The organism is Bradyrhizobium dasycarpum, assembly GCF_042019905.1.
Taxonomy (GTDB): domain Bacteria; phylum Pseudomonadota; class Alphaproteobacteria; order Rhizobiales; family Xanthobacteraceae; genus Bradyrhizobium; species Bradyrhizobium japonicum_B.
Genome location: NZ_CP169574.1, coordinates 6,265,974 through 6,288,147 on the forward strand (window position 1 = coordinate 6,265,974; position 22,174 = coordinate 6,288,147).

The following is a 22,174-nucleotide window of genomic DNA, read 5'->3' on the forward strand; positions in this document are numbered from 1 at the left end:
TCTTACGCAGTTCCCGAATATTGGCGCATCGCCAGAGCCTTGAGGGAGCCGTCATGACCATCCGCAACACCCGCACCGGCGGCCAGATCCTGATCGATCAGCTCGTCGCGCAAGGCGTCGAGCGCGTCACCTGCGTGCCGGGCGAGAGCTATCTGGCGGCGCTCGATGCGCTGCATGACAGCCCGATCGACGTCGTGATCTGCCGCGCCGAGGGCGGCGCGGCCATGATGGCGGAGGCCTATGGCAAGCTCACGGGGCGGCCTGGAATCTGCTTCGTCACCCGCGGGCCGGGCGCGACCAATGCCAGCCACGGCGTCCACATCGCGATGCAGGATTCGACGCCGATGATCCTGTTCGTCGGCCAGGTCGACACCGGCATGCGTGAGCGCGAGGCGTTCCAGGAGCTGGACTACAAGGCGGTATTCGGCTCCATGGCAAAATGGGCGGTCGAGATCGATCGTCCCGACCGCATTCCGGAGCTGGTGGCGCGCGCCTTCCGCGTCGCCATGCAGGGCCGTCCCGGTCCCGTGGTGATCGCGCTGCCGGAGAACATGCTGACCGAGACCGCAGCCGTCGCCGATGCCATGCGCATCGAGCCTGCGGCGAGCTGGCCCGCGCCGGCCGATCTCGACAAGCTCGGCGCCATGCTTGCAGGCGCCAAGGCACCGCTGGTGATCCTCGGCGGCTCGCGCTGGACCGACGAGGCGACCAAGAGCATCGCGCGGTTCGCCGAGCGCTTCGACCTGCCGGTCGCGACCTCGTTCCGCCGGGCCTCGCTGATCGATGCCGATCATTCGCATTATGCCGGCGATCTCGGCATCGGGCCGAGCCCGGGCCTGAAGGCGCGCATCGAGGGTGCCGATGTCATCCTGTTGATCGGCGGCCGCATGTCGGAAATGCCGTCCTCGTCCTACACGCTGCTCGACATTCCCTCGCCGAAGCAGAAGCTGATCCATGTGCATCCGGGCTCGGAGGAGCTCGGCCGCGTCTATCAGCCTGATCTGGCGATCCAGGCAACGCCTGCCGCCTTCGCTGCCGCCATCGAGACGCTGAAGCCCTCGGGTGCGGTGGCCTGGAAGGGCGAGGCTGCCAAGGCCCATGCCGATTACCTCGCCTGGACCGACAAGGCGCGCGAGCTGCCGAGCACGTTCCAGTACGGCCAGGTCATGACCTGGCTGCGCGACCGGCTACCGAAGGACGCCATCGTCTGCAACGGCGCCGGCAACTACGCCGGCTGGATCCACCGCCATCACCGCTTCCACAGCTTTGCCGCGCAGCTGGCGCCGACATCGGGCTCGATGGGCTATGGCGTGCCGGCCGGCGTGCTCGCCAAGCGGCAATATCCGGATCGTGTCGTCGTCGCCTTTGCCGGCGACGGCTGCTTCCTGATGAACGGCCAGGAATTCGCGACCGCCGTGCAATATGACGCAGCCCTGATCGTCGTCGTCGTCGACAATTCGCAATACGGCACCATCCGTATGCACCAGGAGCGCGATTATCCCGGCCGCGTCGTCGGCACCCAGCTCAAGAACCCTGACTTCGCGATGTACGCGAAGGCGTTCGGGGGCCATGGCGAACGGGTCGAGCGCACCGAGGAGTTCGCGCCGGCGTTCGAGCGTGCACTGGCCTCCGGCAAGCCGTCGATCCTCCATTGCATCATCGATCCCCGCGCGATCTCGGTCGGCAAGGATTTTGTGCCCGCGGTGAAGGCCTAAAGCGATGGCGGCCGGCCGCCACGTTGCGATCATCGGGGCCGGCGCGGTCGGGGTGATCAGCGCCATCGAGGCGCTGCGTGAGGGCCATCGCGTCACGCTGATCGATCCGGGCGAGCCCGGCGGCGAACAGGCGGCGAGCTACGGCAATGCCGGCTGGCTGTCGTCGCATTCGGTGATCCCGCCGGCGGAGCCCGGCATCTGGAGGAAGGTGCCGGGCTATCTGATGGACCCGCTCGGCCCGCTCGCGATCCGCTGGTCCTATTTGCCGAAGGCGCTGCCCTGGCTGGTCAAATACCTGCTCTCGGGCTGGACCGCCGCGCGGATCGAGACGACGGCGTTCGCGCTGCGCGACCTCCTGAAGGACGCCCCGTTGCTGCACCGGAAGCTCGCGGAAGAGGCCGGCGTCCCGGAGCTGATCGAGCGCAACGGCGTGATGCATGTGTTTCCGTCGCGCGGCAATTTCGACAACGATCTCGGCTGGCGCCTGCGCAAGAAGGTCGGCGTCGAATGGCTGGAGCTTTCCGCCGACGAGATGCGCCAGCGCGAGCCGGATCTGCATCCGCGCTACACCTTCGGCGTGGTGGTGGAAGAGGCCGGGCGCTGCCGCGATCCCGGCGCTTACGTCGCAGCGCTCGCGAACCATGCCATCGCCGGCGGCGCGAAGCACGTGCGGGCCAAGGCGACCGGCCTGAAGCTGAACGGCGGCAAGCTCATAGCTGTCGTCACCGAGACCGGCGAGATTCCTTGCGATGCTGCCGTCGTCGCCGCCGGGGCCCGCTCGAAGCAGCTCACCGCATCGGTCGGCGATCCGCTGCCGCTGGAGACCGAACGCGGCTATCACGTCATGATCGAGAATCCGGAATCGGGCCCGCGCAGCTCGATGATGGCGTCCGACGCCAAGATGGTGGTGAACTGGACCAACAAGGGGCTCCGTGCCGCCGGCACCGTCGAGATCGCCGGCCTCGAGGCTGCGCCGAACTGGAAGCGGGCCGAGATCCTGCGCGATCATCTCCTCGGCATGTTCCCAAAACTGCCGAGGGATATTCCGGCCTCGCGCATCAAGACCTGGCTCGGCCATCGCCCGAGCATGCCGGATGGGCGACCCTGCATCGGCTATGCGCGCGCCTCGCGCGATATCGTCTATGCTTTCGGCCATGGCCATGTCGGCCTGGTCGGCTCGGCCCGTACCGGCCGCCTCGTCGCGCAGCTCCTCAGCGGCAAGCAGCCTGAAATTCCGCTTCTCCCCTTCGCGCCCGATCGTTTCCTCTGAGGTCGCAGCCATGACCAACTCGGCCCATTCGTCCTCCCGCATCGCCCGTGGCGGCAAGGCCATCTACGGCGCGCCGCTCGGCATTCTGATGCTGGAAGCGCGCTTTCCCCGCATTCCCGGCGACATGGGCAACGGCACCACCTGGCCGTTCCCCGTGCTCTATCGCGTGGTGAGCGGGGCTTCGCCCGAGAAGGTGGTGTTGAAGGGCGCGGCCGGCCTGCTGCCCGACTTCATCGATGCGGCGAAGGACCTGGTGCGGTTAGGGGCCGAAGCCATCACCACCAATTGCGGCTTCCTCTCGCTGTTCCAGAAGGAGATCGCGGCCGCGGTTGGCGTTCCCGTCGCGACCTCCTCGCTGATGCAGGTGCCGTGGGTGCAGGCGACCCTGTCGCCGGGCAAGCGCGTCGGTCTCGTCACGGTGTCGGGCTCGACCCTGACGCCGGCCCATCTCGAGGGCGCCGGCGTGCCGCTCGATACGCCGCTGGTCGGCACCGAGAACGGCAAGGAGTTCTTTCGCGTGCTGATCAAGGCCGAGAAGGACGACATGGACATCGCGCAGGCCGAGCGTGACGTGGTTGAGGCCGGCAAGCAGCTCGTCGCCGGGAATCCCGATGTCGGCGCCATCGTGCTCGAATGCACCAACATGCCGCCTTACGCCGCGGCGCTTCAGGCCGAGGTGGGATTGCCGGTCTACGACATCTATTCCATGATCACCTGGTTTCACGCCGGACTGCGCCCGCGCGTCTTTGCGTGACCGCGTCCCGCGAGATCGTCACAAGTCCTGGAGCAGCCCATGAAACTATCCGGCAAGGTCGCAGCCATCACCGGCGCGGCGCGCGGCATCGGCAAGGCCTGCGCGAAGAGATTTCTGAACGACGGCGTCAAGGTCGTGATCTCGGACGTCGATGCCGAGGGCCTCGCCGCGACGGCCGCGGAGCTGGGGCGGCCAGATGCCCTGCGCACCGTGGTCGGCAATGTCGCCAAGCGCACCGATGTGGATCAGCTCGTTGCCACCGCCGTGAAGGCGTTCGGCCGGCTCGACATCATGGTCAACAATGCCGGCGTCGCACGCAACCGGGATATCCTCGACATCACCGAAGAGGAATTCGACGAAATCATCGGCATCAACTTGAAGGGCGCGTTCTTCGGCGTGCAGGCGGCGGCCAGGCAGATGTTCGCGCAGGGTGGCGGTGGGGTCATCATCAACATGTCCTCCGTGAACGCGCTGCTGGCGATCCCGGCGCTGGCGACCTATGCGATGTCCAAGGGCGGCATGAAGCAGCTGACGTCGGTTGCCGCCGTTGCGCTTGCCCCGCACAACATCCGCGTCGTCGCGGTCGGACCAGGCACGATCCTGACCGACATGGTGGCATCGTCGATCTACACCTCGGAGGACGCCCGCAAGACCGTGCTGTCGCGCACCCCGGCCGGCCGCGGCGGCGAGCCGAGCGAGGTGGCGTCGGTGGTGGCGTTCCTGGCGAGTGACGATGCCTCCTACATCACCGGACAGACGATCTATCCGGATGGCGGAAGGCTGGTCCTGAACTACACGGTGCCGGTGAAGGAGAAGTAGGGCGTTGTCGCCCCACTCTCGCTGTCATCGCCCGGCTTGACCGGGCGATCCAGTACCCCGAGACAGCGGTGATCGAGCAGAAGGGCCGCGGCGTACTGGATTCCCGCCTTCGCGGGGAATGACACCTGTTGCGAGGCGGACAGTCTGCCCTCACTCCGCCGCAACATTGATCCCATGGCCGAGCCGCTTCGAGATGCCGCCGGCGCAATCGCGCAGTGCATGCGCGATCGGGCTGTCCCAGCGTGCATCGAACGTGCCTTCGGGGCCCATCGCGGTGATGACCAGCGCGACGTGGCCGGAATGGTCGAACACCGGGGCCGAGAAGGCATTGACGCCGGGCAGGGGATCGCCGAGGGCGCGGGCGAGGCCGTGCTTGCGGACCTCCGCGAGCATCTCGGTGAGCTTGGCGCCCTTCACGGCGCGCTTCGGATTGTAGCCGACGCCGTGGCGGTCGAGCCCGCTCTCGAGAGCGGCGGTGATCGTCTGCTCCGGCAGGAACGCCGCGAAGGCCCGGCCGGTCGCGGTCTCCAGCAGCGCCATCACCGAGCCGACGCGCATCACGATGTGCACCGGCTGGGCCGGCTCTTCGAGCTGGACCACGGTCGGGCCGTGCGTGCCCCACACGGCGAGAGACACGGCATGTCCGATCTGGCTGGCGAGCGCGGCGATCCTCGGCCTTGCGATGCGGACGCCGGAGAGGCGGCGCAGGCTGATCAGGCCGAGCTCCAGCGCCAGCGCGCCGATCTCGTAGTGGCCGGTGGTCTCGTCCTGCTCGATCAGGCCGATGCGCGAGAAGCTGGCGAGATAGGGGTGCGCCTTGGCCGGCGCCATGCCAGCCTCGCGCGCGAGATCGCGCAGCATCATCGGCTCGCCGCACCGGGCGAGCGCGCGGAGCAGCTCTCCGCCGACCTCGATGGACTGGATGCCGCGGCTTTCTCTCTTCATGCGCCTCCAATGCGCTCAGGCTTAGGCCGCCTCGCGCTTGGCGGCGCTGTCGGCGAGATGACGGCCGGCAATGTAGCCGAAGGTCAGCGCCGGCCCAAGCGTGATGCCGGCTCCGGGATAATTGCCGCCCATGATGCTCGCCATGTCGTTGCCGGCGGCATAGAGCCCGGGAATGACGCGGCCCTCGGCGTCGAGCGCCCGCGCGTTCGCGTCGGTGACGATGCCGGCATAGGTGCCGAGATCGCCGATCACCATCTTGATGGCATAGAACGGCCCGTTCTCGATCGGCGCGACGCAGGGATTGGGGCCGTGCAGCGCATCGCCCTGGTAGCGGTTGTAGGCCTTCGAGCCCTTGCCGAAGGCGGCGTCATGGCCTTGCGGCGCCGTCGCGTTGAACTGCCTGACGGTCTCGACGAAGGACTGGGCGTCAATGCCGGCCTTCGCCGCCAGCGCCTCCAGCGTGTCGCCGCGCATGAGATAGCCGGACTTCAGGTGATGGCCCAGCGGCATCGGGAAGGGCGGCACGCAGCCGAGGCCGTACTTCCGCAACGTCTTGTGATCGCAGACGAGGAAGGCGGCGATCTCCTCGCCGGGCTTGGCCGCCTTGACCATGGCCTGGACGAAGTCGTGATAGGAATTGCCTTCATTGGCAAAGCGCTTGCCGTCGCCCATCACCGCGATCACGCCGGGTTTGGCGCGGTCGATGAAATGCGGCATCACGCCCTTCGAGCCGTCCTTGCGGGTGGTCAGCGACACCGGCACCCACGCCGCCGCGTTCGGCAGGCGGTCCTCGACATGCCCGCCCGCGCGCTCCGCAAGACGCAAGCCGTCGCCGGTGTTGCCGGTGGGTCCCGGCGAAAAATGCTCATTGCCGGTCGGTGCGTGCGGAAACATCTTTCTGCGCCGCTCCACATCGTGCGGGAAGCCGCCGCAGGCGAGCACGACGCCCTGGCGGGCGCGGACGTGGACCTCGCGTCCCTCGCGCGACACGACGGCGCCGGTGACAGCGCCGTTCTCGACCGTCAGCTCGCGCACCGGCGAGGACAACCACATCGGAATCTTCAGGTCGAGCGCGGATTTTGCGAGGCGCCCGGCGAGCGCATTGCCGTTGGTCAAGGTCATGCCGCGGCCGTAGCGCAGCACGTCCATCAGGTGCCGCGACAGGCGCTTGGCGACATAGACCGCCGAGGTCAGCGACTTCGTCACCCGCATGAAGTGGATGATCTCCTTACCGCTTCCCAGCATCATGCCGAACACGGTGAGCTCGGGCAGCGGCATGCCCAGCGACTTGATGAGGTCGCCGAGCTCGCGACCGTCGAACGGACGCGTCACCATGGAGCGGCCGCCCTGCGCGCCGCCCGGCGCCTCCGCGTGATAGTCCGGAAACACCAGCGGCATGTCGAAGCGCAGCGCGGTCTTGGTGGTGAAGAAATCGACCGCCTCGGGGCCGGCCGAGAGAAACGCATCGACGCGTGCCGCATCAAAGTTGTTGCCGGCCTCGTGCCGCAGATAGGTGCGGGCCTGCTCCGGCGTCTCCTCGATGCCGTACGCTTTCGCCAGCGACGTCCCGGGAATCCAGAGCCAGCCGCCGGAGCGGGCGGTGGTGCCGCCGAAACGCGGCTCCTTCTCGACGATCAGGACGTCGAGGCCGCGGGACCGGGCGGTGATCGCGGCCGACATGCCGGAGCAGCCCGATCCGGCCACGAGCACATCGCATTCGTAAGTCTCAATGGCGCCATGCTCGTTGCCGGTCATCTGGGCCTCACTTTTTCAGGAGCGGACATTTGGATTCGGAGACCGGGCGAAAGGCGTCCTCGCCCTTCACGGTCTTGACGATGTCCAGATAGTCCCACGGCTCCTTCGATTGCTCGGGCGTCTTCACCTTGGCGAGATACATGTCCCGGATGACCCGGCCGTCCTCGCGCAACCTGCCGCCATGGACGAAGATATCCTCGATCGGCAGTTCGCGCATCTTCGCCATCACCTTGGCGGACTCGTCGGTGCCGGCGGCCTTGATGGCCTTCAGATAATGCAGAACCGCGCCATAGACGCCGGTCTGGATCATGGTCGGCATCACCTTGGTGCGCTCGTAGAACTTCTTGGACCAGGCACGCGTGGCCTCGTCCATGGCCCAGTAAGAGGCCGTGGTCATATAAGTGCCCTGCGCGGCCTTCAGACCGATCGCGTGCACGTCGGTGTCGAACATGAGGAGGCCGACCAGCTTCTGGCCGCCCTGAACGAGGCCGAACTCGCCGGACTGCTTGATGGCGTTGTCGGTGTCCTGGCCGGCATTGGCGAAGGCACCTTGCCGCCCATCTCGTTGACGAAGCGCGTGGCGTCCTTCTCGAGCTGCTGGCCGAACGCGTAGTCGGCCGTGATGAAGTACCAGGACTTGCCGCCCTCCTTGATCACGGCGGACGCTGTGACTTTCGACAGCGCATAGGTGTCGTAGGTGAAGTGCACGGTGTTCGGACTGCACAGCTCGTCGGTCAGCGAGCTGGCGCCGGGGCCGGAGAGCAGCGCGACCTTGCCGCGCTCGCGCACCATGTTGTGCACGGCGATCGCGATGCCGGAATTGGGAATGTCGACGACGGCATCGACCTTGCCGTTGTCGAACCAGCCGCGCACGATCTGCACGCCGACGTCGGTCTTCATCTGATGGTCGGCGCTGATGACCTCGATCGGCTTGCCGAGCACGGTCGGCCCGAACTCCTCCACCGCCATCCTGGCGGCCTCGACCGAGCCCGGCCCTGAATTGTCGCGGCCCCAGCTCGACAGATCCGTCAGCACGCCGATCCGCACCGCATCGTCGGAGACTTGCGCGGTCGCCGCTGTGGTCATGGCAGCCGAAGTCATGGCCGCGAGCACGGCGCAGGCCAGAAGCTCTCTCATGATGTTTCCTCTTTTCTTGGCCGCATGGCGCGGCGGGTGTTGAGCAGGTAAATTAGATAATGGCGAATGAGTTTGTCAATGCCGAACGACGAATGCCGGGTGGGTTCCGCTATGACGGCCAAGGCCGTGTCAGGACCGCTCCTGCATCAGCGCCCGTCATTGCGACGGTTGTCCAAGCAGCGGCACCCGACGGGTCTCGCGTCCCGGACGCGCTGCAGCGCTTTTGCGCTGCTGCGCAGAGCCAGGACCCATGCCGCGCGGACTGCTTGATGGGTGCGTGCCGGGCCGAAAAATTTTTGGGCCGGCCCCTTGAAAGCCATGTCCGATTTTCTAAGTCGTTTTTCGCCGCGAGAGCGGTGTGCCGGATGCCAGATCGGGTCCGGTACGGGCGCCGGGCCGGTCTTCGGACCTCGTCCGAAAACCCTGTCCTGCGCTCCTTCGTATCCATCTTGCTCTCAGGAGGACTTGGTTATGAGGACCAGTTTCGACTTCGCGCCCCTGTGGCGTTCCACCATCGGCTTCGATCACCTGGCCGACCTCGTCGACAGCACGCTGCGCCAGGCGACCGAGGACAATTATCCCCCCTACAACATCGAACGCTCTGGCGAGGACCACTACCGGATCAGCCTTGCGGTGGCAGGCTTCGGCGCCAGCGACATCACGGTGACGGCCGAGCAGAACGCGCTCACGATCGAGGGCAGGAAGCCCGAGACCGCCGCGCGGGAATATCTGTACCAGGGCATCGCCGCGCGGCCGTTCCGGCGTGTGTTCAACCTTGCCGACTATGTCCAGGTGAAGCAGGCCTCGTTCCAGGACGGGCTGTTGATCATCGACCTCGTCCGCGAGGTTCCGGAAGCGATGAAGCCGCGCCGGATTCCGATCTCGGGCGCCGCGCCTGCGGCATCGCAGATCGAGCAGAAGAAAGCGGCTTAGGCTCTCGAGCAGGCGAGACGGCGAAGCGCGGCGCGCGAGGCGTGGGCCGCGCTTCCCCGATGCATGGAGGAGAGAACCATGGGTTTTCGTGATCTGATTCCCTGGTCAGGCAAACAGGAGCTTGCGCCTGGGCGCGACAATTTCGATCCCTTCCTGACGCTTCATCGCGAGATGAACCGTCTGTTCGACGACGTCTTCCGCGGCTTCGGCAGGACCAGCTTGTCGCCGCTGATGGAGGGCCGCTTCGGCTGGCCGAAGGTCGAGCTCAGCGAGACCGACAAGACGCTGACCGTCTCGGCCGAGCTTCCCGGCCTCACCGAGAAGGACGTCCAGGTCGAGATTGCCAATGGCGTGCTGACGCTGCGCGGCGAGAAGAAGGCGGAGCGCAACGGCGAAGGCAAATACTTCACGGAGCGCTATTACGGCAGCTTCGAACGTCAGATCCCGCTCGACGGCGTCGAGGAGGACAAGGCCGAGGCGTCGTTCAAGAACGGCGTCCTGACCGTGTCGCTGCCGAAATCCGAGAAGGCGCGCGAAGGCGTCAAGCGCATCGCGATCAACACGCGTTAAGTGAAGACGGGGCGGCGGCAGTTGCCGCCGTCCCATCATCGTCAACAAGCCCGTCCCTTGGAAAGGAGCATGAGGGGAGGTCCAGAAATGACCAACGTCAATACCAATACCGGCACGCTCAATCCGCTGTTTCACCCCGCGGCCCATTACGATTCGCCGGCCGACGTTCTGACGGCGACGGAGCTCTCTCCGCCGGAGAAGCGCATCATCCTGTCGTCCTGGGCGTCGGACATGTACGCGGTCGAATCATGTCCGGCCTTGCGCGAGATCCCTGGGATGAGCCATACGGTGCGGCTCGCGGATATCCTGGCCGCCCTGCGCAAGCTCGACGGCGACAACGACAACGACGATCCGCCGCGCGGCGGCGGCGTGCCGATGCGACTGCGGCGGCCCTGGGCCGCCGCAGAGGGGGCAAGCCCATGATGCTCACACAGACCGTTCTGGGACTCGTGCTGCTCGGTCAGGCCTCGGCGGCCTTCGCCGCTCCGTTGCTGGCCATGCAAGGCTGGATCGTCGCGTCCCGCGACGCGTGAAGCCACTTCACTCTTCGATCTCCATACAAGGCGGCAGGAAAGAACATGAATGCTGTGCGTCCGCTCTTGCTGGCGATGCTGGTGCTGACGCTCACGGCGTCACAGCCTGCCGTCGGCCAGATCCCCGACACGAAAACCGGCGGCCCGGTGCCGACACTGGCGCCGCTGGTGCGCCGGGTGACACCCGCCGTGGTGAACATTTCCGTGCACGGCCGCGTCCGCGAGGACAACCCGCTCTATCGCGACCCGTTGTTCCGCGAGTTCTTCGACGTTCCCCGGCAGATCGAAAAGGAGGTCAACGCGACCGGCTCCGGCGTGATCGTCGATGCCGAGCGCGGTTATGTGCTGACCAACAACCACGTGGTCGAAGGCACCTCCGCCGTCCAGATCACGACCAAGGACGGCCGGCAGTTTTCCGCCAAGGTGGTCGGGCGCGATCCGCCGACCGACGTTGCCGTGCTCCAGATCCAGAACCCCGTGGGCCTCAAGGCGCTTCCCTTCGGCGACAGCGATGCGCTCGACGTCGGAGATTTCGTGCTGGCGATCGGCAATCCTTTCGGTCTCGGCCAGACCGTGACATCCGGCCTCGTCAGCGCGCTGGGCCGCACCGGTCTCGGCAAGCAGGGCTATGAGGATTTCATCCAGACCGACGCTGCGATCAACCCGGGCAATTCCGGCGGCGCGCTGGTGAGCCTGCGCGGCGAGCTGGTCGGCATCAACTCGGCGATCATCTCGCCGGCCGGCGGCAATGTCGGCATCGGTTTCGCCATTCCGGTCAACATGGCGCGCAAGGTGATGGAGCAGATCATCGTGAGCGGCCGCGTCGAGCGCGGCCGCATCGGCGTCTCGCTGAAGGATCTGCATCCGTCAATCAACAAGGGACTGAATCAAGGCGCCGTCGTCGCCGAGATCGCTGCGGACTCGCCCGCGGAAAGGGCCGGCCTGCGCAAGGGCGATGTCGTGACCGCAGCCGACGAGCGTCCGATCCGTACCGCCGCCCAGCTCCGCAACACGATCGGCCTCGCACGTATCGGGGAGGAGGTGAGGCTCACTCTGCTGCGCAACGGCGCCCCACTGACCACGACGGTGCGCGTGGCGCCGGCGAACCAATCGAGCAGTGCGCTTGCAGGCCCCAATCGCCTCGTTCGCTAAATCAAATGCAAGGGCAGTTCGCCGAAAGTAAAGGCGATCCGCCCCTGCAACGCTCTTAGACCACTCTCTCGGTCAGGCGGCGCGGTAATCCGGCTCGCCTTGCAGGTCGCGGATCAGCCGACGCTCGCGCTCGATGCGCTGCCGATAGAGCTCGCGCTCATGCTCGCTCTTGGCGCTTGCAAGCAGAAGCTCGTAGTGGCCGATCACCTTCTCGCTGCCGCGAATGAGCAGCTGCCGCTGACGGCTCATCGCGCCACCCCCATCGCCTCGGCCGGCATCCCGGGGGCTCGGAAGCCGACAGGGAAGGTCGCCGCGGTCAGCGCATCGAGTGCCGACCTCTCTTCTGCCAGGCGTCTCTCGATGAAATCGCGCTCCAGCTGCGACAGCCTGGTCTTCAGCAGCCGCCGATAGCGGTGGATATTGTTGCGGTGCGCACGTATGCGGGCCAAGTTCTCATCGAGCATCGTCGTCTCTCCGGACGGTCGCGTTGATCCTTTGATTTTTGAGGGTGAGAAAGTGCTTTCTCGTCGAAAAAATATTCGGCGCGAAACCGGTGTCAAGATGTTCGAAGCTCGCACGCGGCTTCCGTCGTGAAAGGCGACGTGCTGCTGTGCAGCTCGAAGGCTTGCCGGACGTGTCGATCAGGATCGTGTTGCCACCACGCCGCCGCGCAACCGTCGGTTGGCGGATGTGGCCCTGCGACGGCCGGTTCCGCAGGCCATTGCCTTTTGTTGGCCGGCAAGCGAACCTCGTGCGGCCATATTTGAGCAGGAGTGGTTTCCCGTGAGGGAGGCGCTCCGATGACCAAAGCTCTGATCAGTGCTGTCGTATTGCTGGCCTGTGTGCCCGTCAGCGCGCTTGCGCAGGAACGCGCGGGCGATGCGGCGCTCGGGGCGGTATCCGGCGCGGTCGTGCTGGGACCGGTCGGCGCGGTCGCCGGGGCTTTGATCGGTTACACCGCGGGACCGTCGATCGCCCGCTCCTGGGGCATTAGAGGGTCGCACTCGGCAGGACATCGGCCGCCGCCGCGCCGCGCGGCCGCGACCAGGAGCCCGCCGCCCACGCGCCAGGCCATGAATGCCAATGGCCAGATGCGAGCTGCCGCCAATCCGGCTCCGCCGGTTCAAGCCGCGCCCGCGGTGCCGGCGCAGACCTCGACGCCGCCCGTTCAGGGCTTCGACTGATACTGTTTCCTCAAGCCGATGCCTCGGTTGAGCCGCTCGACCTGGCGGGCTTGCGCCCCGACCTAGGGCTGGCCGAGAATCTTCTTCGCGGCGCGAAGGTGCGGCTTGTCGATCATCTGGCCGTCGAGCCGCAGTGTACCGGAATTGGGATTGCCGGCGAACGCCGCGATCACCTTCTCGGCCCAGGTTCGCTCTGCATCCGTCGGCGCGAACGCCGCATTGACGATGTCGACATGCTTGGGATGGATCAGCGCCTTCGCGGAAAAACCGTCGCGGCGCGCGGCGCGCGTCTCCTGCTCGAGGCCGGCGAGGTTGTCGATGTCGGTATAGACGGTGTCGATCGGCGCGACCTCGGCCGCGGCCGCCGCCATCAGGCATAGATCCCGGGCGAGGCGATAGGGGCTGTGGAACACTCCCGCTGCGGCTTTCTCGGTGGCGCCGAGCGACGCCGAGAGGTCTTCCGCGCCCCACATCAGGCCGGCGAGGCGGGGGGAGCAACCCTTGTAACTGCCGAGGCCGAAGATCGAGCTCGCTGTCTCCGTCGCGACGCAGACGATCCGCGTCGTGCCGACCGCGATGCCGGCAGCAGCTTCCAGCGCTTCGAGCCAGGTCGCGACCTGGCGCACGTCGTCGCCCCCTTGCGATTTCGGCAGCACGATACCGTCGGGCCTGCCGGGCAGCACTGCCGCGAGGTCGGCCAGCGTCATGCCGGTGTCGAGCGCGTTGACGCGGACATAGAGCTGATGCGGGCCGGGACGGCGCTTCAGCATCGCAAGCGTCAGGGTGCGCGCCTCTGGCTTCTTCTCGGCGACGACGGAGTCCTCGAGATCGATGATCAGCGCGTCGGCCCTGCCTTCGCTTGCCTTCTCGAATTTGCGCGGGGAATCGCCCGGCACGAACAGCATCGAACGCATCAGACCGGCCTCTTGTGCATCATCGCCATGCGACGGCATTTGCCGACAATCTCGTCGTTCTGGTTCAAGGCATGGTGCTCGAACTCGACGATGCCCGCTCTCGGGCGCGATTTGGATTCCCTCAACGCCAGCACCTTCGTCGTCGCCCGCAAGGTGTCGCCATGGAAGACCGGTTTTGGAAACGTGACATCGGTCATGCCGAGATTGGCGACGGTCGTGCCCAAGGTCGTATCATAGACCGTCATGCCGATCATGATGCCGAGGGTGTAAAGGCTGTTGAAAATGCGTTGGCCGAACTCGGTCTTCTCGGCGAAATGCGCGTCGATATGCAGCGGCTGCGGGTTGAGCGTCAGCAGGCTGAACATGGTGTTGTCCATCTCCGTGACGGTTCGCGTCAGCGGATGCCTGAACTCCTGGCCCACGGAAAAGTCCTCGAAATAAAGCCCGGCCATCGCGGTTTCCTCCCTGCGAAATAACGGCGCGCCCCTGGCGTCACGCCGCATGAGCCCATGCATGGTAGACACAGTTGACGGGCAAATTCACGTATCTGCATACGGGATTCCGAGCTAAGAACACAGGCGAGGCACGTCGGGCGCAGCAAGTCGCCATGGCCTTTGCGTGGGGAACGCGACGAGACGGGAGATGGCGCGGTGGCGGCTCCCAGGAAGGAGACCAAGACCATGGATTTCGCGCTCACCGATCAGCAGGAAGCCATTCGCGACGCCATCGCCAAGATCTGCGAAGGCTTCCCGGATGCCTATTGGCTGAAGAAGGACCATGATGGCGGCTTTCCGCACGACTTCCACAAGGCCTTGGCGGATGCCGGCTGGCTCGGCATCTGCGTGCCGGAAGCCTACGGCGGCTCGGGGCTCGGCATTACCGAAGCTGCGATCATGATGCGCACCATTGCGGAATCGGGCGCTGGCATGTCCGGGGCATCCGCCGTGCACATCAACGTGTTCGGGCTCAATCCCGTCGTGGTGTTCGGCACCGAGGAGCAGCGCAAGCGCATGCTGCCGCCGATGGTCGAGGGCCGCGAGAAGGCGTGCTTTGCCGTCACCGAGCCCAACACCGGCCTCAACACCACGCAGCTCAAGACCCGCGCGGTTGCCAAGAACGACCGCTACATCGTCAACGGCCAGAAGGTGTGGATCTCGACCGCGCAGGTCGCGCACAAGATCCTGCTGCTCGCGCGTACCACGCCGCTCGAGGAGGTGCGCTCGCCGACCCACGGTCTCAGCCTGTTCTACACCGATTTCGACCGCAGCAGGATCAAGGTCCACGAGATCGAGAAGATGGGCCGCAAGGTCGTCGATTCCAACGAGCTGTTCTTCGAGGATTTCGAGATCCCGATGGAGGACCGCATCGGCGAGGAAGGCAAAGGCTTCGAGTACATCCTCGAAGGCATGAACCCGGAGCGTATCCTGATCGCGGCGGAGGCGGTTGGCCTCGGCAAGCTGGCGCTGTCGCGCGCGACCGAATACGCCAAGACGCGAATCGTGTTCAACCGTCCGATCGGCAAGAACCAGGGCATCCAGCACCCGCTCGCGGTGAACTGGGTCGAGCTCGAGGCGGCCTGGCTGATGGTGATGTCGGCGGCCTGGCAATACGACAAGGGCATGCCGTGCGGCGCTGCGGCCAACGCCGCAAAGTATCTCGCGGGCGAGGCGGGGTTCTCGGCCTGCGAGCAGGCCGTGATGACCCATGGCGGCTTCGGCTATGCCAAGGAATTCCACGTCGAGCGATATCTGCGGGAAGTCCTGATCCCCCGCATCGCGCCGGTCAGCCCGCAGCTCGCGCTCAGCTTCATCGCGGAAAAGGTGCTGGGGCTCGCCAAATCGTACTGAAGACTCGGAGCGCGCCGGCTACTCGGCGGCGAGCCGCTCCATCGCCATGGCGCGCAGCCTGGCGCGCTGGATCTTGACGCCGTTGGCGCTGTCAGTGACCGGAAAGGCGTCCACGAGATAGATCCGCGCCGGTACCTTGTAGCCGGCGAGCCGCTCGCGCAGATGCGCGATCAGCGTCTCGTGCCTTGGCGGTTCTGTTGTCGGGGTCACAAAGGCGACGCAGCGTGCCTGGCCCTTCAGATCGACCGCAACCACCTGGGCGTCACTCACGCCGGTGCAGGATTTGAGCTCATCCTCGATCTCGCCGGGCGCAACCAGGAAGCCGCCGAGACGCATCGCGTCGCCGGCGCGGGTCTCGTAGACGAAGGAGCCGTCGCCGCGCAGCCGGCCGATGTCGCCGGTGCGGAAGAAGCCGTCCGCGGTGATCGCCTCGCGTGTCGCATCCGGGTTGTGGAAATACCCAAGGAAGCGTGACGGCGCGCTGATCTCGATCTCGCCGGACACGCCGTCGGCTGCAAGCTCGCCGGTCTCGGTGTCGCGCACGCGCACGCTTGCCTCGGGTGACATCGGCCAGCCGCCGCCCTCGATGCGATCGGCGAAGGCATCGCTAGGCTGCGCGATCGCGAACAGGGCCTGGACCTCGCTCGAGCCGTAGAGGCCGAACAGCGGCAGGCCGCGGGATTCAGCCGCTGCCGCAAGCCCGCGCCAACCTGGCTGGAACGCGGCGAAACCGCAGAGCTCGAGATGCGGAAGCGGGCGTGGTGCATCGGTGAGGGCGAGAATGCGCCGGAACATCTCGTCGGAGCCGAAGGAATGCGTGATCCTGTGCTCGCGCAGAATCTCGAAGGCCGGCGCCGCTTCGAAGGCGTCGAGTACATGAATGGTTGCACCGGCCGCGACGAAGCCGAGCAGGCTCGTCATGCCGAAGGTTCCGCAGAACGGCAGCATGGCCAGCAGCGCGTGACGCTGTGGATCGAGCCGAAGCGCCTTGGCGACGGAGACGGCGTGGCTCGCCAGCGTCCGCTGCGAATGCGACACCAGCTTCGGCCCCTTGGTGGTGCCCGATGTGGTGTAGAGCAGAACCGGCAGGTCGATATCGTCCTCGGCCAGCGGCGCGGGCGGATAGAAGCTGTCGAAGGCGTCGAAGCGCACGCAGGGCCAGTGCGCCGGGATCGCATCCGCGCCGACCACCGCGAGCCGTTGCAGTGCGGGGACTTCGTGTTCGGCAATCCCGGCAAGGATCGCGGCAAAATCAATCGAGCGGAATGCGGCCTCCACCACCATCAGCCTGGCGCCCGACAAGCGAAGCAGATGCGCCACTTCCGCACTCCGGTAGCGCGTATTGACGGCGGCGACGATCGCACCACATCGGGCGGCGGCAAACAGCAGGGCGATCCATTCGATCCGGTTGACCAGCCAGACCGCGACGACGTCCCCCTTGCCGATTCCCTGCGCTGCGAGCCAGGCGGCGGTCTGCTCTACTCTTCTTGCGAAATCCGCGCGCGAGACCGGCGTGCCGTCGAATACGAAGGCAGGATCGACGGCGGCCTCGGCCCGGATCAGCGATTGCAGCGACAGCGTCTTGACACTCATGGCAACGGGAGTAACGCGATCATGCCAGGCTGTCTACTTGGTGCCGAACATCCGGTCACCGGCATCGCCGAGGCCCGGCACGATGTAGCCGTGGTCGTTGAGCCGCTCGTCGATCGCGGCGGTCCAGATCGGCACGTCGGGATGCTCGCTCTGGAATTGTGCGATGCCCTCGGGCGCGGCCAGAAGGCACACGAAGCGGATGTCGCGGGCGCCGCGGGCCTTGAGCAGGGAGACGCCGGCGCAGGCCGAGTTGCCGGTCGCCAGCATCGGGTCCATCAGGATCACGGTGCGGTCGGACAGGTCCTGCGGCGCCTTGAAGTAATACTCCACGGCCTGCAACGTATCGGGGTCGCGGTAGAGCCCGATATGGGCGATGCGCGCCGAGGGCATCAGCGCCAGCATGCCGTCGAGGAAACCGACGCCGGCGCGCAGGATTGGCGCCAGCGTGAGCTTCTTGCCGGCGATCTTAGGCGCCCGCATCGGCGCGATCGGCGTCTCGATCTCGACCAGCTCCAGCGGCAAATCGCGCGTCACCTCGTAAGCGAGCAGCATCCCGATCTCGTTCAGGATCTCGCGAAAGCTCTTGGTCGAGCGGTCCTTCTCCCGCATCAGGGAGAGTTTGTGCTGGACCAGGGGGTGGACGACGACGTTGACATTGCCGGTGCTCATGAAACCGCTCTACACCGTTCCATGAAATTGCGCCAGATCGGCCGGGTCTTTTCCGCGGGGACAGCCGGCCTCAACCGGGCATCGCCACTGCGCTGCGGTCGCGATTGCTTGCCGCGTAGGCAGCCATGGTCAATTCACGGTCGATCGCCGTGCGCATCGCGTCCATCGCAGGCTGGCGCAGGCGCTTCTTAGCGGTCGCATGCGACGGCTTGTGGATGGCGCGCAACGCGGCGACGGTCTCCGCAAGCGCACCGTCCATGGCGTCCGGCGCAACCACACGATCGAGGAATCCGGCAACGAGCGCCTCCTCCGGCTCGTACATTTCGCCGAGCGTGGCGGTGCGGCTGAGCCAGGCCGGATGCACGCGGCTGCGTGCGAGCTCGATGGCAAAGCTCGGCGGCGCGATGCCGATCGCGACCTCGTTCAGCCCCATCCGGTGCGAGCCGCGCGCGCCCAGCCTGACGTCGCAGGCGAGCAGCAGGAATGTCCCCATCGGAAAGGCGTGGCCCTCCATCACGCCGATCGTCGGATGCGGAAACGACATCAATCGCAGCGCAAGCTCGGCGCCGGCGCGAACCATCTCAAGGCTCTTGGCGGCATCGCCCGAGCCGAACACCTTGAGATCGAAGCCGGCAGAGAAGATGCCGGGCCGTGCCGAGCGCAGCATCACGATCTCCGCTTCCGTCTCGGCCCGGTCGAGGGCGGCGCCGATCTCGGCCAGCATGGGGGTCGACATCACATTGACCTTGCCGTCGTCGAGTGCGATCCGCGCGACGCCGTCCTCCACCTCGAAGCTCACTCCCGTTGTCATTTGTCTCTCCCGTCATTGACAGACTTGACTGTCGGAGTCTGATGTAGACCAATCAATATAATTCGTACGAGGGGGAAAGCGCCATGCCGGCCGTGCCCAAACACCGCCAGCCCATCATCAATGCCGCGGTGACGCTGTTCCGCCGCCAGGGCTTTGCCCGGACCGGGCTGAACGACATCGTCGACGTCAGCGGCGCGCCGAAGGGGTCGCTCTACCATTACTTTCCGCAGGGAAAATCCTCGATCGCGGTGGCGGCCGTGGAGGAGGCGGGCCGCCGCGTCGCGGCGACGGTCGCCAAGCTCGCGGAGGAGTGCGGCTCGACCGCCGACCTCTTGCGCGCCCATGCGAGATTGCTGTCAAGCTGGATGCGGGGCTCCGGCTTTCGCAATGGCTGTCCGATCACGACCGTGCTGCTCGAGCTCGCGCCGCGCGAGCGGGCCGTGTCCGAAGCCGGTCGCAAGGCCTATGCGGCGCGGATATCGCTCCTGCATGACAAGCTTGTCGCCGACGGATTTGCCACGCCGCGGGCGCAGGCGCTCGCCGTGCTCTGCACGTCGGCGCTCCAGGGCGCACTGATCCAGGCCCGCGTCGAGCGCAGCGGCCGGCCGATCGAGGTCACAGCGGCGGAATTGGCACGGCTGATCGAGGGGGAGGCGAGGGGCTAGGCGCCGAGCCCGCGTGCCACAACATCTCCGGTATCCTCTCAGATCGGCCTAGCCGAAATTGTCGCAGGCGAGCGGCTCGTATAGCGGATCCCGCCGGGGAAGAACCGAAGGAACACTCGGCTGCATCACATCTGCGGCCAATACTCGGACCTCGACGAAGGCAGACAGCAGAGCCAGCGGCAGATCGGCGTGGTGCGCCTCGAGCGCGGCGTCCAGCCAATCCGGCAGTTCGCCTTCCCGCGACAGCGCACAATGCCACTCGCCCTCGTCATAGGCGATGCGTCGGATCTGCCACATCGGCAGCTCGAATTCGAGCAGGGCCAGCGCCGCGTCGGCCCAGGCCTCGGCGTCGATCAAGCGCGTGATGCGGTCGGTGCGTTCGCTCTGGCCGAGCGAGCGGACGCGTCGGCAAGCCTTGTCGATGACGTCGAACATCAACGGGCGTGTCATCGCCGGGGCTGCGCAAAGCTGCTGCCTGAGGGAAGGCGAGTCGAGGCGTCGAAGAATGACGGTCATGTCAGGCCTCCTGGAGATGGCGTCGGTCAGTCGGCCGGCATCGCCAGGATGGCCTCAAAGGCATTGGAAAACGAGAGGAGGATCGGACCAGAGATATAGGGATTTCATAGGTGGGGTGCGTCATCAGCCGCCGTCGTCCCGGATCGGCGTTGTCCGGGCCGACAGCGGGGTTGCCTCGCGAGCATCGCCGACCCTTTATGAGATTCCTATAACGTCGCCATAGGCCTCATCTCGAAAACCTATGCCCGGGGTGGCACTTCAGCACAGTCAAAAGTCCTGCTGTCGCTGGCGGAGATGCGCCTGATTTCTCTCCCCAAGCGCCACCAGGTCCCCGAGAGACATTGCGCCAAACCAAAGGACGCAACGAGGAGCACTTCCATGATGGACATTCTCATGTTGGCGCTGGGTTGCGGCTTCTTCGCGCTCGCGATCGGCTACACCTACGCCTGCGAACGGCTGTGACGGAGCGGATCATGATCTTCGATTATGCGCTCGCCGGCGCCGTCTCGGTCGGCCTCCTGCTCTACCTCACCTACGCGCTGCTGCGGCCCGAGCGGTTCTGACCCATGCTGCTGCTCGTCGAATTGCTGCTGGCCGACACTGTGCTCGTCGCTTGCCTGCTTTCGGTGCTCCTGCCGCTTCTGCGTCGGACCCAAAGCCTGAAGGGTTGATAACGTGACCATGATCGGTTGGCTCCAGATCATCCTCTTTTGCGTCGTTATCGTCGCGCTCGCAAAGCCACTCGGCTGGTACATGACGCGCGTGTTTGGCGGCGAACGGACATTCCTGTCGCCGGTGCTGCGGCCGATCGAGGCCGGCATCTACTGGATTTCCGGTGTCGATGAGAAGCGCGAGCAGCACTGGCTGACCTACACGGTGGCCATGCTGCTGTTCCATGTCGGCGGCTTCCTCATCATCTACGGGGTGATGCGGCTCCAGGCCATGCTGCCCTTCAATCCGGCCGGGCAGGGCGCCGTCGCCCAAGATCTGTCCTTCAACACCGCCATCTCCTTCATCACCAACACCAACTGGCAGAACTACGGCGGCGAGAGCACGCTGTCCTACCTGACCCAGATGGTCGGCCTGACGCACCAGAACTTCCTGTCGGCGGCGACGGGGATCGTGCTCGCGGTGGCCCTGATCCGCGGCTTCGCCCGCGCCTCTGTCCGCACGGTCGGCAATTTCTGGGTCGATGTGACCCGTTGCACGCTCTACATCCTGCTGCCGATCTGCATTGTCTACGCGCTGTTCCTGGTCTGGCAGGGCATTCCGCAGACGCTCGGGGCCTATATCGAAGCCACCACGCTCGAAGGCGCCAGGCAGACCATCGCGGTCGGACCGGTCGCCTCGCAGGTCGCGATCAAGATGCTGGGCACCAATGGTGGTGGCTTCTTCAATGCCAACGCCGCGCATCCCTTCGAAAATCCCACGGCGCTGTCAAACTTCGTGCAGATGCTCTCGATCTTCGCGCTCGGCGCCGCGCTCACCAACATGTTCGGCCGCATGGTCGGCAACCAGCGCCAGGGCTGGGCGATCCTCGCCGTGATGGGCCTGCTGTTCATTGCCGGCGTCGGCGTCTGCTATTGGGCCGAAGCCAGCGGCACCTCGGCCATGCACGCGCTGGGCCTGACCGGCGGCAACATGGAGGGGAAGGAAGTCCGCTTCGGCATCGTCGCGTCCTCGCTGTTCGCCGTGATCACCACGGCCGCCTCCTGCGGCGCCGTCAACGCCATGCACGACAGCTTCACCGCACTCGGCGGCATGATCCCGCTGATCAACATGCAACTCGGTGAGATCATCGTCGGAGGCGTCGGCGCCGGCATGTACGGCATGCTGCTGTTCGTCGTCCTCGCGATCTTCGTCGCGGGCCTGATGGTCGGCCGCACGCCGGAATATGTCGGCAAGAAGATCGAGGCGCGCGAGGTCAAGATGGCGATGCTGGCCATTCTCGTCCTGCCGCTGATGATTCTCGGTTGGACCGCCGTCGGCGTGGTCTATCCAGCGGCCGTCGCCTCCATGGCGAATGCCGGACCGCACGGCTTCACCGAAGTGCTGTACGCCTTCACCTCGGGGGCGGCGAACAACGGCTCGGCCTTCGCCGGCCTCACCGGCAACACCTTCTACAATCTCACGCTCGCCAGCGCGATGTTCGTCGGCCGCTTCTTCATGATCGTGCCGGCGATGGCGATCGCGGGCTCGCTCGCGGCGAAGAAATCGATCCCGCCGTCGATGGGCACCTTCCCGACCACCGGAGGCCTGTTCGTCGGTCTCGTCGTCGGCGTCATCCTGATCATGGGCGGTTTGACGTTCTTCCCGGCGCTCGCGCTCGGTCCCATCGTCGAGCACCTCGCGATGAACGCCGGCAACCTGTTCTGATTCAGTTCTTTCGGAG

Annotated in this window: 23 protein-coding genes and 1 pseudogene; 13 read left to right on the forward strand and 11 right to left on the reverse strand. The window is 66.0% G+C overall.

Translation table 11 applies throughout. The annotated features are described in order from the left end of the window. The first annotated feature begins 53 nt into the window (after nucleotides 1-53). Genes ACETMP_RS29930 through ACETMP_RS29945 form a run of 4 tightly spaced genes read left to right on the forward strand, consistent with a single transcriptional unit; the run spans nucleotide 54 to nucleotide 4,558 of the window. Entirely contained in the window at nucleotides 54-1,715 is a 1,662-nt protein-coding gene (locus ACETMP_RS29930) for a thiamine pyrophosphate-binding protein (protein WP_375158948.1), read from the forward strand. A 4-nt stretch (nucleotides 1,716-1,719) separates the two neighbouring features. Continuing rightward, the gene (locus ACETMP_RS29935) at nucleotides 1,720-2,985 is read left to right on the forward strand and encodes an NAD(P)/FAD-dependent oxidoreductase (protein ID WP_375158949.1); all 1,266 of its coding nucleotides are present in this window, start codon (nucleotides 1,720-1,722) and stop codon (nucleotides 2,983-2,985) included. Nucleotides 2,986-2,995: 10 nt separating this feature from the next. Beyond that, complete coding sequence (locus ACETMP_RS29940; protein WP_375158950.1) at nucleotides 2,996-3,739, forward strand: aspartate/glutamate racemase family protein; 744 nt, start codon at nucleotides 2,996-2,998, stop codon at nucleotides 3,737-3,739. A 39-nt stretch (nucleotides 3,740-3,778) separates the two neighbouring features. Next, entirely contained in the window at nucleotides 3,779-4,558 is a 780-nt protein-coding gene (locus ACETMP_RS29945) for an SDR family NAD(P)-dependent oxidoreductase (RefSeq protein WP_375158951.1), read from the forward strand. Between the two features lie 150 nt (nucleotides 4,559-4,708). On the opposite strand, the gene ACETMP_RS29950 is transcribed toward ACETMP_RS29945, so the two are convergent. From ACETMP_RS29950 to ACETMP_RS29960, 3 genes and pseudogenes are all read right to left on the reverse strand, one after another. Further along, nucleotides 4,709-5,503, reverse strand: coding sequence for an IclR family transcriptional regulator (locus ACETMP_RS29950; RefSeq protein ID WP_375158952.1), 795 nt, complete (start codon nucleotides 5,501-5,503; stop codon nucleotides 4,709-4,711). A 21-nt stretch (nucleotides 5,504-5,524) separates the two neighbouring features. Next, on the reverse strand, nucleotides 5,525-7,258 hold the full coding sequence (locus ACETMP_RS29955; protein WP_375158953.1) for an FAD-dependent oxidoreductase: 1,734 nt from the start codon (nucleotides 7,256-7,258) through the stop codon (nucleotides 5,525-5,527). Nucleotides 7,259-7,265: 7 nt separating this feature from the next. Beyond that, a pseudogene (locus tag ACETMP_RS29960) lies at nucleotides 7,266-8,395 on the reverse strand (ABC transporter substrate-binding protein). Nucleotides 8,396-8,866: 471 nt separating this feature from the next. Between ACETMP_RS29960 and ACETMP_RS29965 the strand changes: the two are divergent. The 4 genes from ACETMP_RS29965 (at nucleotide 8,867) to ACETMP_RS29980 (ending at nucleotide 11,583) form a co-directional block, all read left to right on the forward strand. Continuing rightward, nucleotides 8,867-9,328, forward strand: a complete 462-nt coding sequence (locus tag ACETMP_RS29965; protein ID WP_028138237.1) for an Hsp20 family protein — start codon at nucleotides 8,867-8,869, stop codon at nucleotides 9,326-9,328. A gap of 78 nt (nucleotides 9,329-9,406) precedes the next feature. After that, nucleotides 9,407-9,898 (forward strand): Hsp20/alpha crystallin family protein, encoded by a 492-nt coding sequence (locus ACETMP_RS29970; RefSeq protein WP_028138236.1) that lies wholly within the window; start codon nucleotides 9,407-9,409, stop codon nucleotides 9,896-9,898. Between the two features lie 87 nt (nucleotides 9,899-9,985). Then, a complete protein-coding gene (locus tag ACETMP_RS29975; protein WP_375158954.1) occupies nucleotides 9,986-10,321 on the forward strand; it encodes a hypothetical protein in 336 nt (111 codons plus the stop codon). 155 nt (nucleotides 10,322-10,476) lie between these two features. Beyond that, on the forward strand, nucleotides 10,477-11,583 hold the full coding sequence (locus ACETMP_RS29980) for a trypsin-like peptidase domain-containing protein (RefSeq protein ID WP_375158955.1): 1,107 nt from the start codon (nucleotides 10,477-10,479) through the stop codon (nucleotides 11,581-11,583). Between the two features lie 72 nt (nucleotides 11,584-11,655). Here the strand turns inward: ACETMP_RS29980 and ACETMP_RS29985 are convergent, their stop codons facing one another. Both ACETMP_RS29985 and ACETMP_RS29990 read right to left on the reverse strand, forming a co-directional pair. Beyond that, nucleotides 11,656-11,832 carry a hypothetical protein gene (locus ACETMP_RS29985; RefSeq protein ID WP_375158956.1) on the reverse strand — a complete coding sequence of 59 codons (177 nt, stop codon included), beginning with the start codon at nucleotides 11,830-11,832 and terminating at the stop codon, nucleotides 11,656-11,658. Then, nucleotides 11,829-12,047, reverse strand: coding sequence for a hypothetical protein (locus ACETMP_RS29990; RefSeq protein WP_375158957.1), 219 nt, complete (start codon nucleotides 12,045-12,047; stop codon nucleotides 11,829-11,831). Before ACETMP_RS29990 ends, ACETMP_RS29985 begins: the two co-directional genes overlap by 4 nt. Before the next feature lie 336 nt (nucleotides 12,048-12,383). On the opposite strand from ACETMP_RS29990, the gene ACETMP_RS29995 reads away from it, so the two are divergent. Continuing rightward, the gene (locus tag ACETMP_RS29995) at nucleotides 12,384-12,767 is read left to right on the forward strand and encodes a hypothetical protein (protein ID WP_375158958.1); all 384 of its coding nucleotides are present in this window, start codon (nucleotides 12,384-12,386) and stop codon (nucleotides 12,765-12,767) included. Nucleotides 12,768-12,829: 62 nt separating this feature from the next. On the opposite strand, the gene ACETMP_RS30000 is transcribed toward ACETMP_RS29995, so the two are convergent. Continuing rightward, nucleotides 12,830-13,681: an HpcH/HpaI aldolase/citrate lyase family protein gene (locus tag ACETMP_RS30000; RefSeq protein ID WP_375158959.1), complete on the reverse strand. Its 852-nt coding sequence runs from the start codon at nucleotides 13,679-13,681 to the stop codon at nucleotides 12,830-12,832. Further along, nucleotides 13,681-14,184, reverse strand: coding sequence for a MaoC family dehydratase (locus ACETMP_RS30005; RefSeq protein WP_375158960.1), 504 nt, complete (start codon nucleotides 14,182-14,184; stop codon nucleotides 13,681-13,683). The genes ACETMP_RS30000 and ACETMP_RS30005 overlap by 1 nt, the downstream gene beginning before the upstream one ends. A 177-nt stretch (nucleotides 14,185-14,361) precedes the next feature. Between ACETMP_RS30005 and ACETMP_RS30010 the strand changes: the two genes are divergently transcribed. Further along, complete coding sequence (locus ACETMP_RS30010; RefSeq protein ID WP_375162028.1) at nucleotides 14,362-15,528, forward strand: acyl-CoA dehydrogenase family protein; 1,167 nt, start codon at nucleotides 14,362-14,364, stop codon at nucleotides 15,526-15,528. An 18-nt stretch (nucleotides 15,529-15,546) separates the two neighbouring features. Here ACETMP_RS30010 and ACETMP_RS30015 read toward each other — a convergent pair whose 3' ends face one another. The 3 genes from ACETMP_RS30015 to ACETMP_RS30025 form a co-directional block, all read right to left on the reverse strand. Beyond that, nucleotides 15,547-17,121, reverse strand: coding sequence for an AMP-binding protein (locus ACETMP_RS30015; protein WP_375158961.1), 1,575 nt, complete (start codon nucleotides 17,119-17,121; stop codon nucleotides 15,547-15,549). 33 nt (nucleotides 17,122-17,154) lie between these two features. Further along, entirely contained in the window at nucleotides 17,155-17,790 is a 636-nt protein-coding gene (upp, locus tag ACETMP_RS30020) for a uracil phosphoribosyltransferase (RefSeq protein WP_375158962.1), read from the reverse strand. 70 nt (nucleotides 17,791-17,860) lie between these two features. Next, entirely contained in the window at nucleotides 17,861-18,601 is a 741-nt protein-coding gene (locus ACETMP_RS30025) for a crotonase/enoyl-CoA hydratase family protein (RefSeq protein ID WP_375158963.1), read from the reverse strand. Between the two features lie 83 nt (nucleotides 18,602-18,684). Here ACETMP_RS30025 and ACETMP_RS30030 point away from each other — a divergent pair, with 83 nt between their 5' ends. Next, complete coding sequence (locus tag ACETMP_RS30030) at nucleotides 18,685-19,266, forward strand: TetR/AcrR family transcriptional regulator (protein ID WP_375158964.1); 582 nt, start codon at nucleotides 18,685-18,687, stop codon at nucleotides 19,264-19,266. Nucleotides 19,267-19,314: 48 nt separating this feature from the next. Here ACETMP_RS30030 and ACETMP_RS30035 read toward each other — a convergent pair whose 3' ends face one another. Then, nucleotides 19,315-19,782, reverse strand: coding sequence for a hypothetical protein (locus tag ACETMP_RS30035; RefSeq protein WP_375158965.1), 468 nt, complete (start codon nucleotides 19,780-19,782; stop codon nucleotides 19,315-19,317). A 473-nt stretch (nucleotides 19,783-20,255) separates the two neighbouring features. Between ACETMP_RS30035 and ACETMP_RS30040 the strand changes: the two genes are divergently transcribed. Continuing rightward, nucleotides 20,256-20,345, forward strand: coding sequence for a K(+)-transporting ATPase subunit F (locus ACETMP_RS30040; protein WP_375158966.1), 90 nt, complete (start codon nucleotides 20,256-20,258; stop codon nucleotides 20,343-20,345). 112 nt (nucleotides 20,346-20,457) lie between these two features. Beyond that, entirely contained in the window at nucleotides 20,458-22,158 is a 1,701-nt protein-coding gene (gene kdpA / locus ACETMP_RS30045; protein ID WP_375158967.1) for a potassium-transporting ATPase subunit KdpA, read from the forward strand. The last annotated feature ends 16 nt before the right edge of the window (nucleotides 22,159-22,174 follow it).

Coding starts and splice junctions, on each gene's coding strand:
- ACETMP_RS30010 (WP_375162028.1), top strand. CDS start 14,362: ATGGATTTCGCGCTCACCGATCAGCAGGAAGCCATTCGCGACGCCATC.
- ACETMP_RS30035 (WP_375158965.1), bottom strand. CDS start 19,782: ATGACCGTCATTCTTCGACGCCTCGACTCGCCTTCCCTCAGGCAGCAG.
- ACETMP_RS29935 (WP_375158949.1), top strand. CDS start 1,720: ATGGCGGCCGGCCGCCACGTTGCGATCATCGGGGCCGGCGCGGTCGGG.
- ACETMP_RS29995 (WP_375158958.1), top strand. CDS start 12,384: ATGACCAAAGCTCTGATCAGTGCTGTCGTATTGCTGGCCTGTGTGCCC.
- ACETMP_RS30005 (WP_375158960.1), bottom strand. CDS start 14,184: ATGCGGCGTGACGCCAGGGGCGCGCCGTTATTTCGCAGGGAGGAAACC.
- ACETMP_RS29940 (WP_375158950.1), top strand. CDS start 2,996: ATGACCAACTCGGCCCATTCGTCCTCCCGCATCGCCCGTGGCGGCAAG.
- ACETMP_RS30025 (WP_375158963.1), bottom strand. CDS start 18,601: ATGACAACGGGAGTGAGCTTCGAGGTGGAGGACGGCGTCGCGCGGATC.
- ACETMP_RS29980 (WP_375158955.1), top strand. CDS start 10,477: ATGAATGCTGTGCGTCCGCTCTTGCTGGCGATGCTGGTGCTGACGCTC.
- ACETMP_RS29965 (WP_028138237.1), top strand. CDS start 8,867: ATGAGGACCAGTTTCGACTTCGCGCCCCTGTGGCGTTCCACCATCGGC.
- ACETMP_RS29990 (WP_375158957.1), bottom strand. CDS start 12,047: ATGCTCGATGAGAACTTGGCCCGCATACGTGCGCACCGCAACAATATC.
- ACETMP_RS29945 (WP_375158951.1), top strand. CDS start 3,779: ATGAAACTATCCGGCAAGGTCGCAGCCATCACCGGCGCGGCGCGCGGC.
- ACETMP_RS29930 (WP_375158948.1), top strand. CDS start 54: ATGACCATCCGCAACACCCGCACCGGCGGCCAGATCCTGATCGATCAG.
- ACETMP_RS29970 (WP_028138236.1), top strand. CDS start 9,407: ATGGGTTTTCGTGATCTGATTCCCTGGTCAGGCAAACAGGAGCTTGCG.
- ACETMP_RS30040 (WP_375158966.1), top strand. CDS start 20,256: ATGATCTTCGATTATGCGCTCGCCGGCGCCGTCTCGGTCGGCCTCCTG.
- ACETMP_RS30030 (WP_375158964.1), top strand. CDS start 18,685: ATGCCGGCCGTGCCCAAACACCGCCAGCCCATCATCAATGCCGCGGTG.
- ACETMP_RS29975 (WP_375158954.1), top strand. CDS start 9,986: ATGACCAACGTCAATACCAATACCGGCACGCTCAATCCGCTGTTTCAC.
- ACETMP_RS29950 (WP_375158952.1), bottom strand. CDS start 5,503: ATGAAGAGAGAAAGCCGCGGCATCCAGTCCATCGAGGTCGGCGGAGAG.
- ACETMP_RS29955 (WP_375158953.1), bottom strand. CDS start 7,258: ATGACCGGCAACGAGCATGGCGCCATTGAGACTTACGAATGCGATGTG.
- ACETMP_RS30015 (WP_375158961.1), bottom strand. CDS start 17,121: ATGAGTGTCAAGACGCTGTCGCTGCAATCGCTGATCCGGGCCGAGGCC.
- ACETMP_RS30000 (WP_375158959.1), bottom strand. CDS start 13,681: ATGCGTTCGATGCTGTTCGTGCCGGGCGATTCCCCGCGCAAATTCGAG.
- upp (WP_375158962.1), bottom strand. CDS start 17,790: ATGAGCACCGGCAATGTCAACGTCGTCGTCCACCCCCTGGTCCAGCAC.
- ACETMP_RS29985 (WP_375158956.1), bottom strand. CDS start 11,832: ATGAGCCGTCAGCGGCAGCTGCTCATTCGCGGCAGCGAGAAGGTGATC.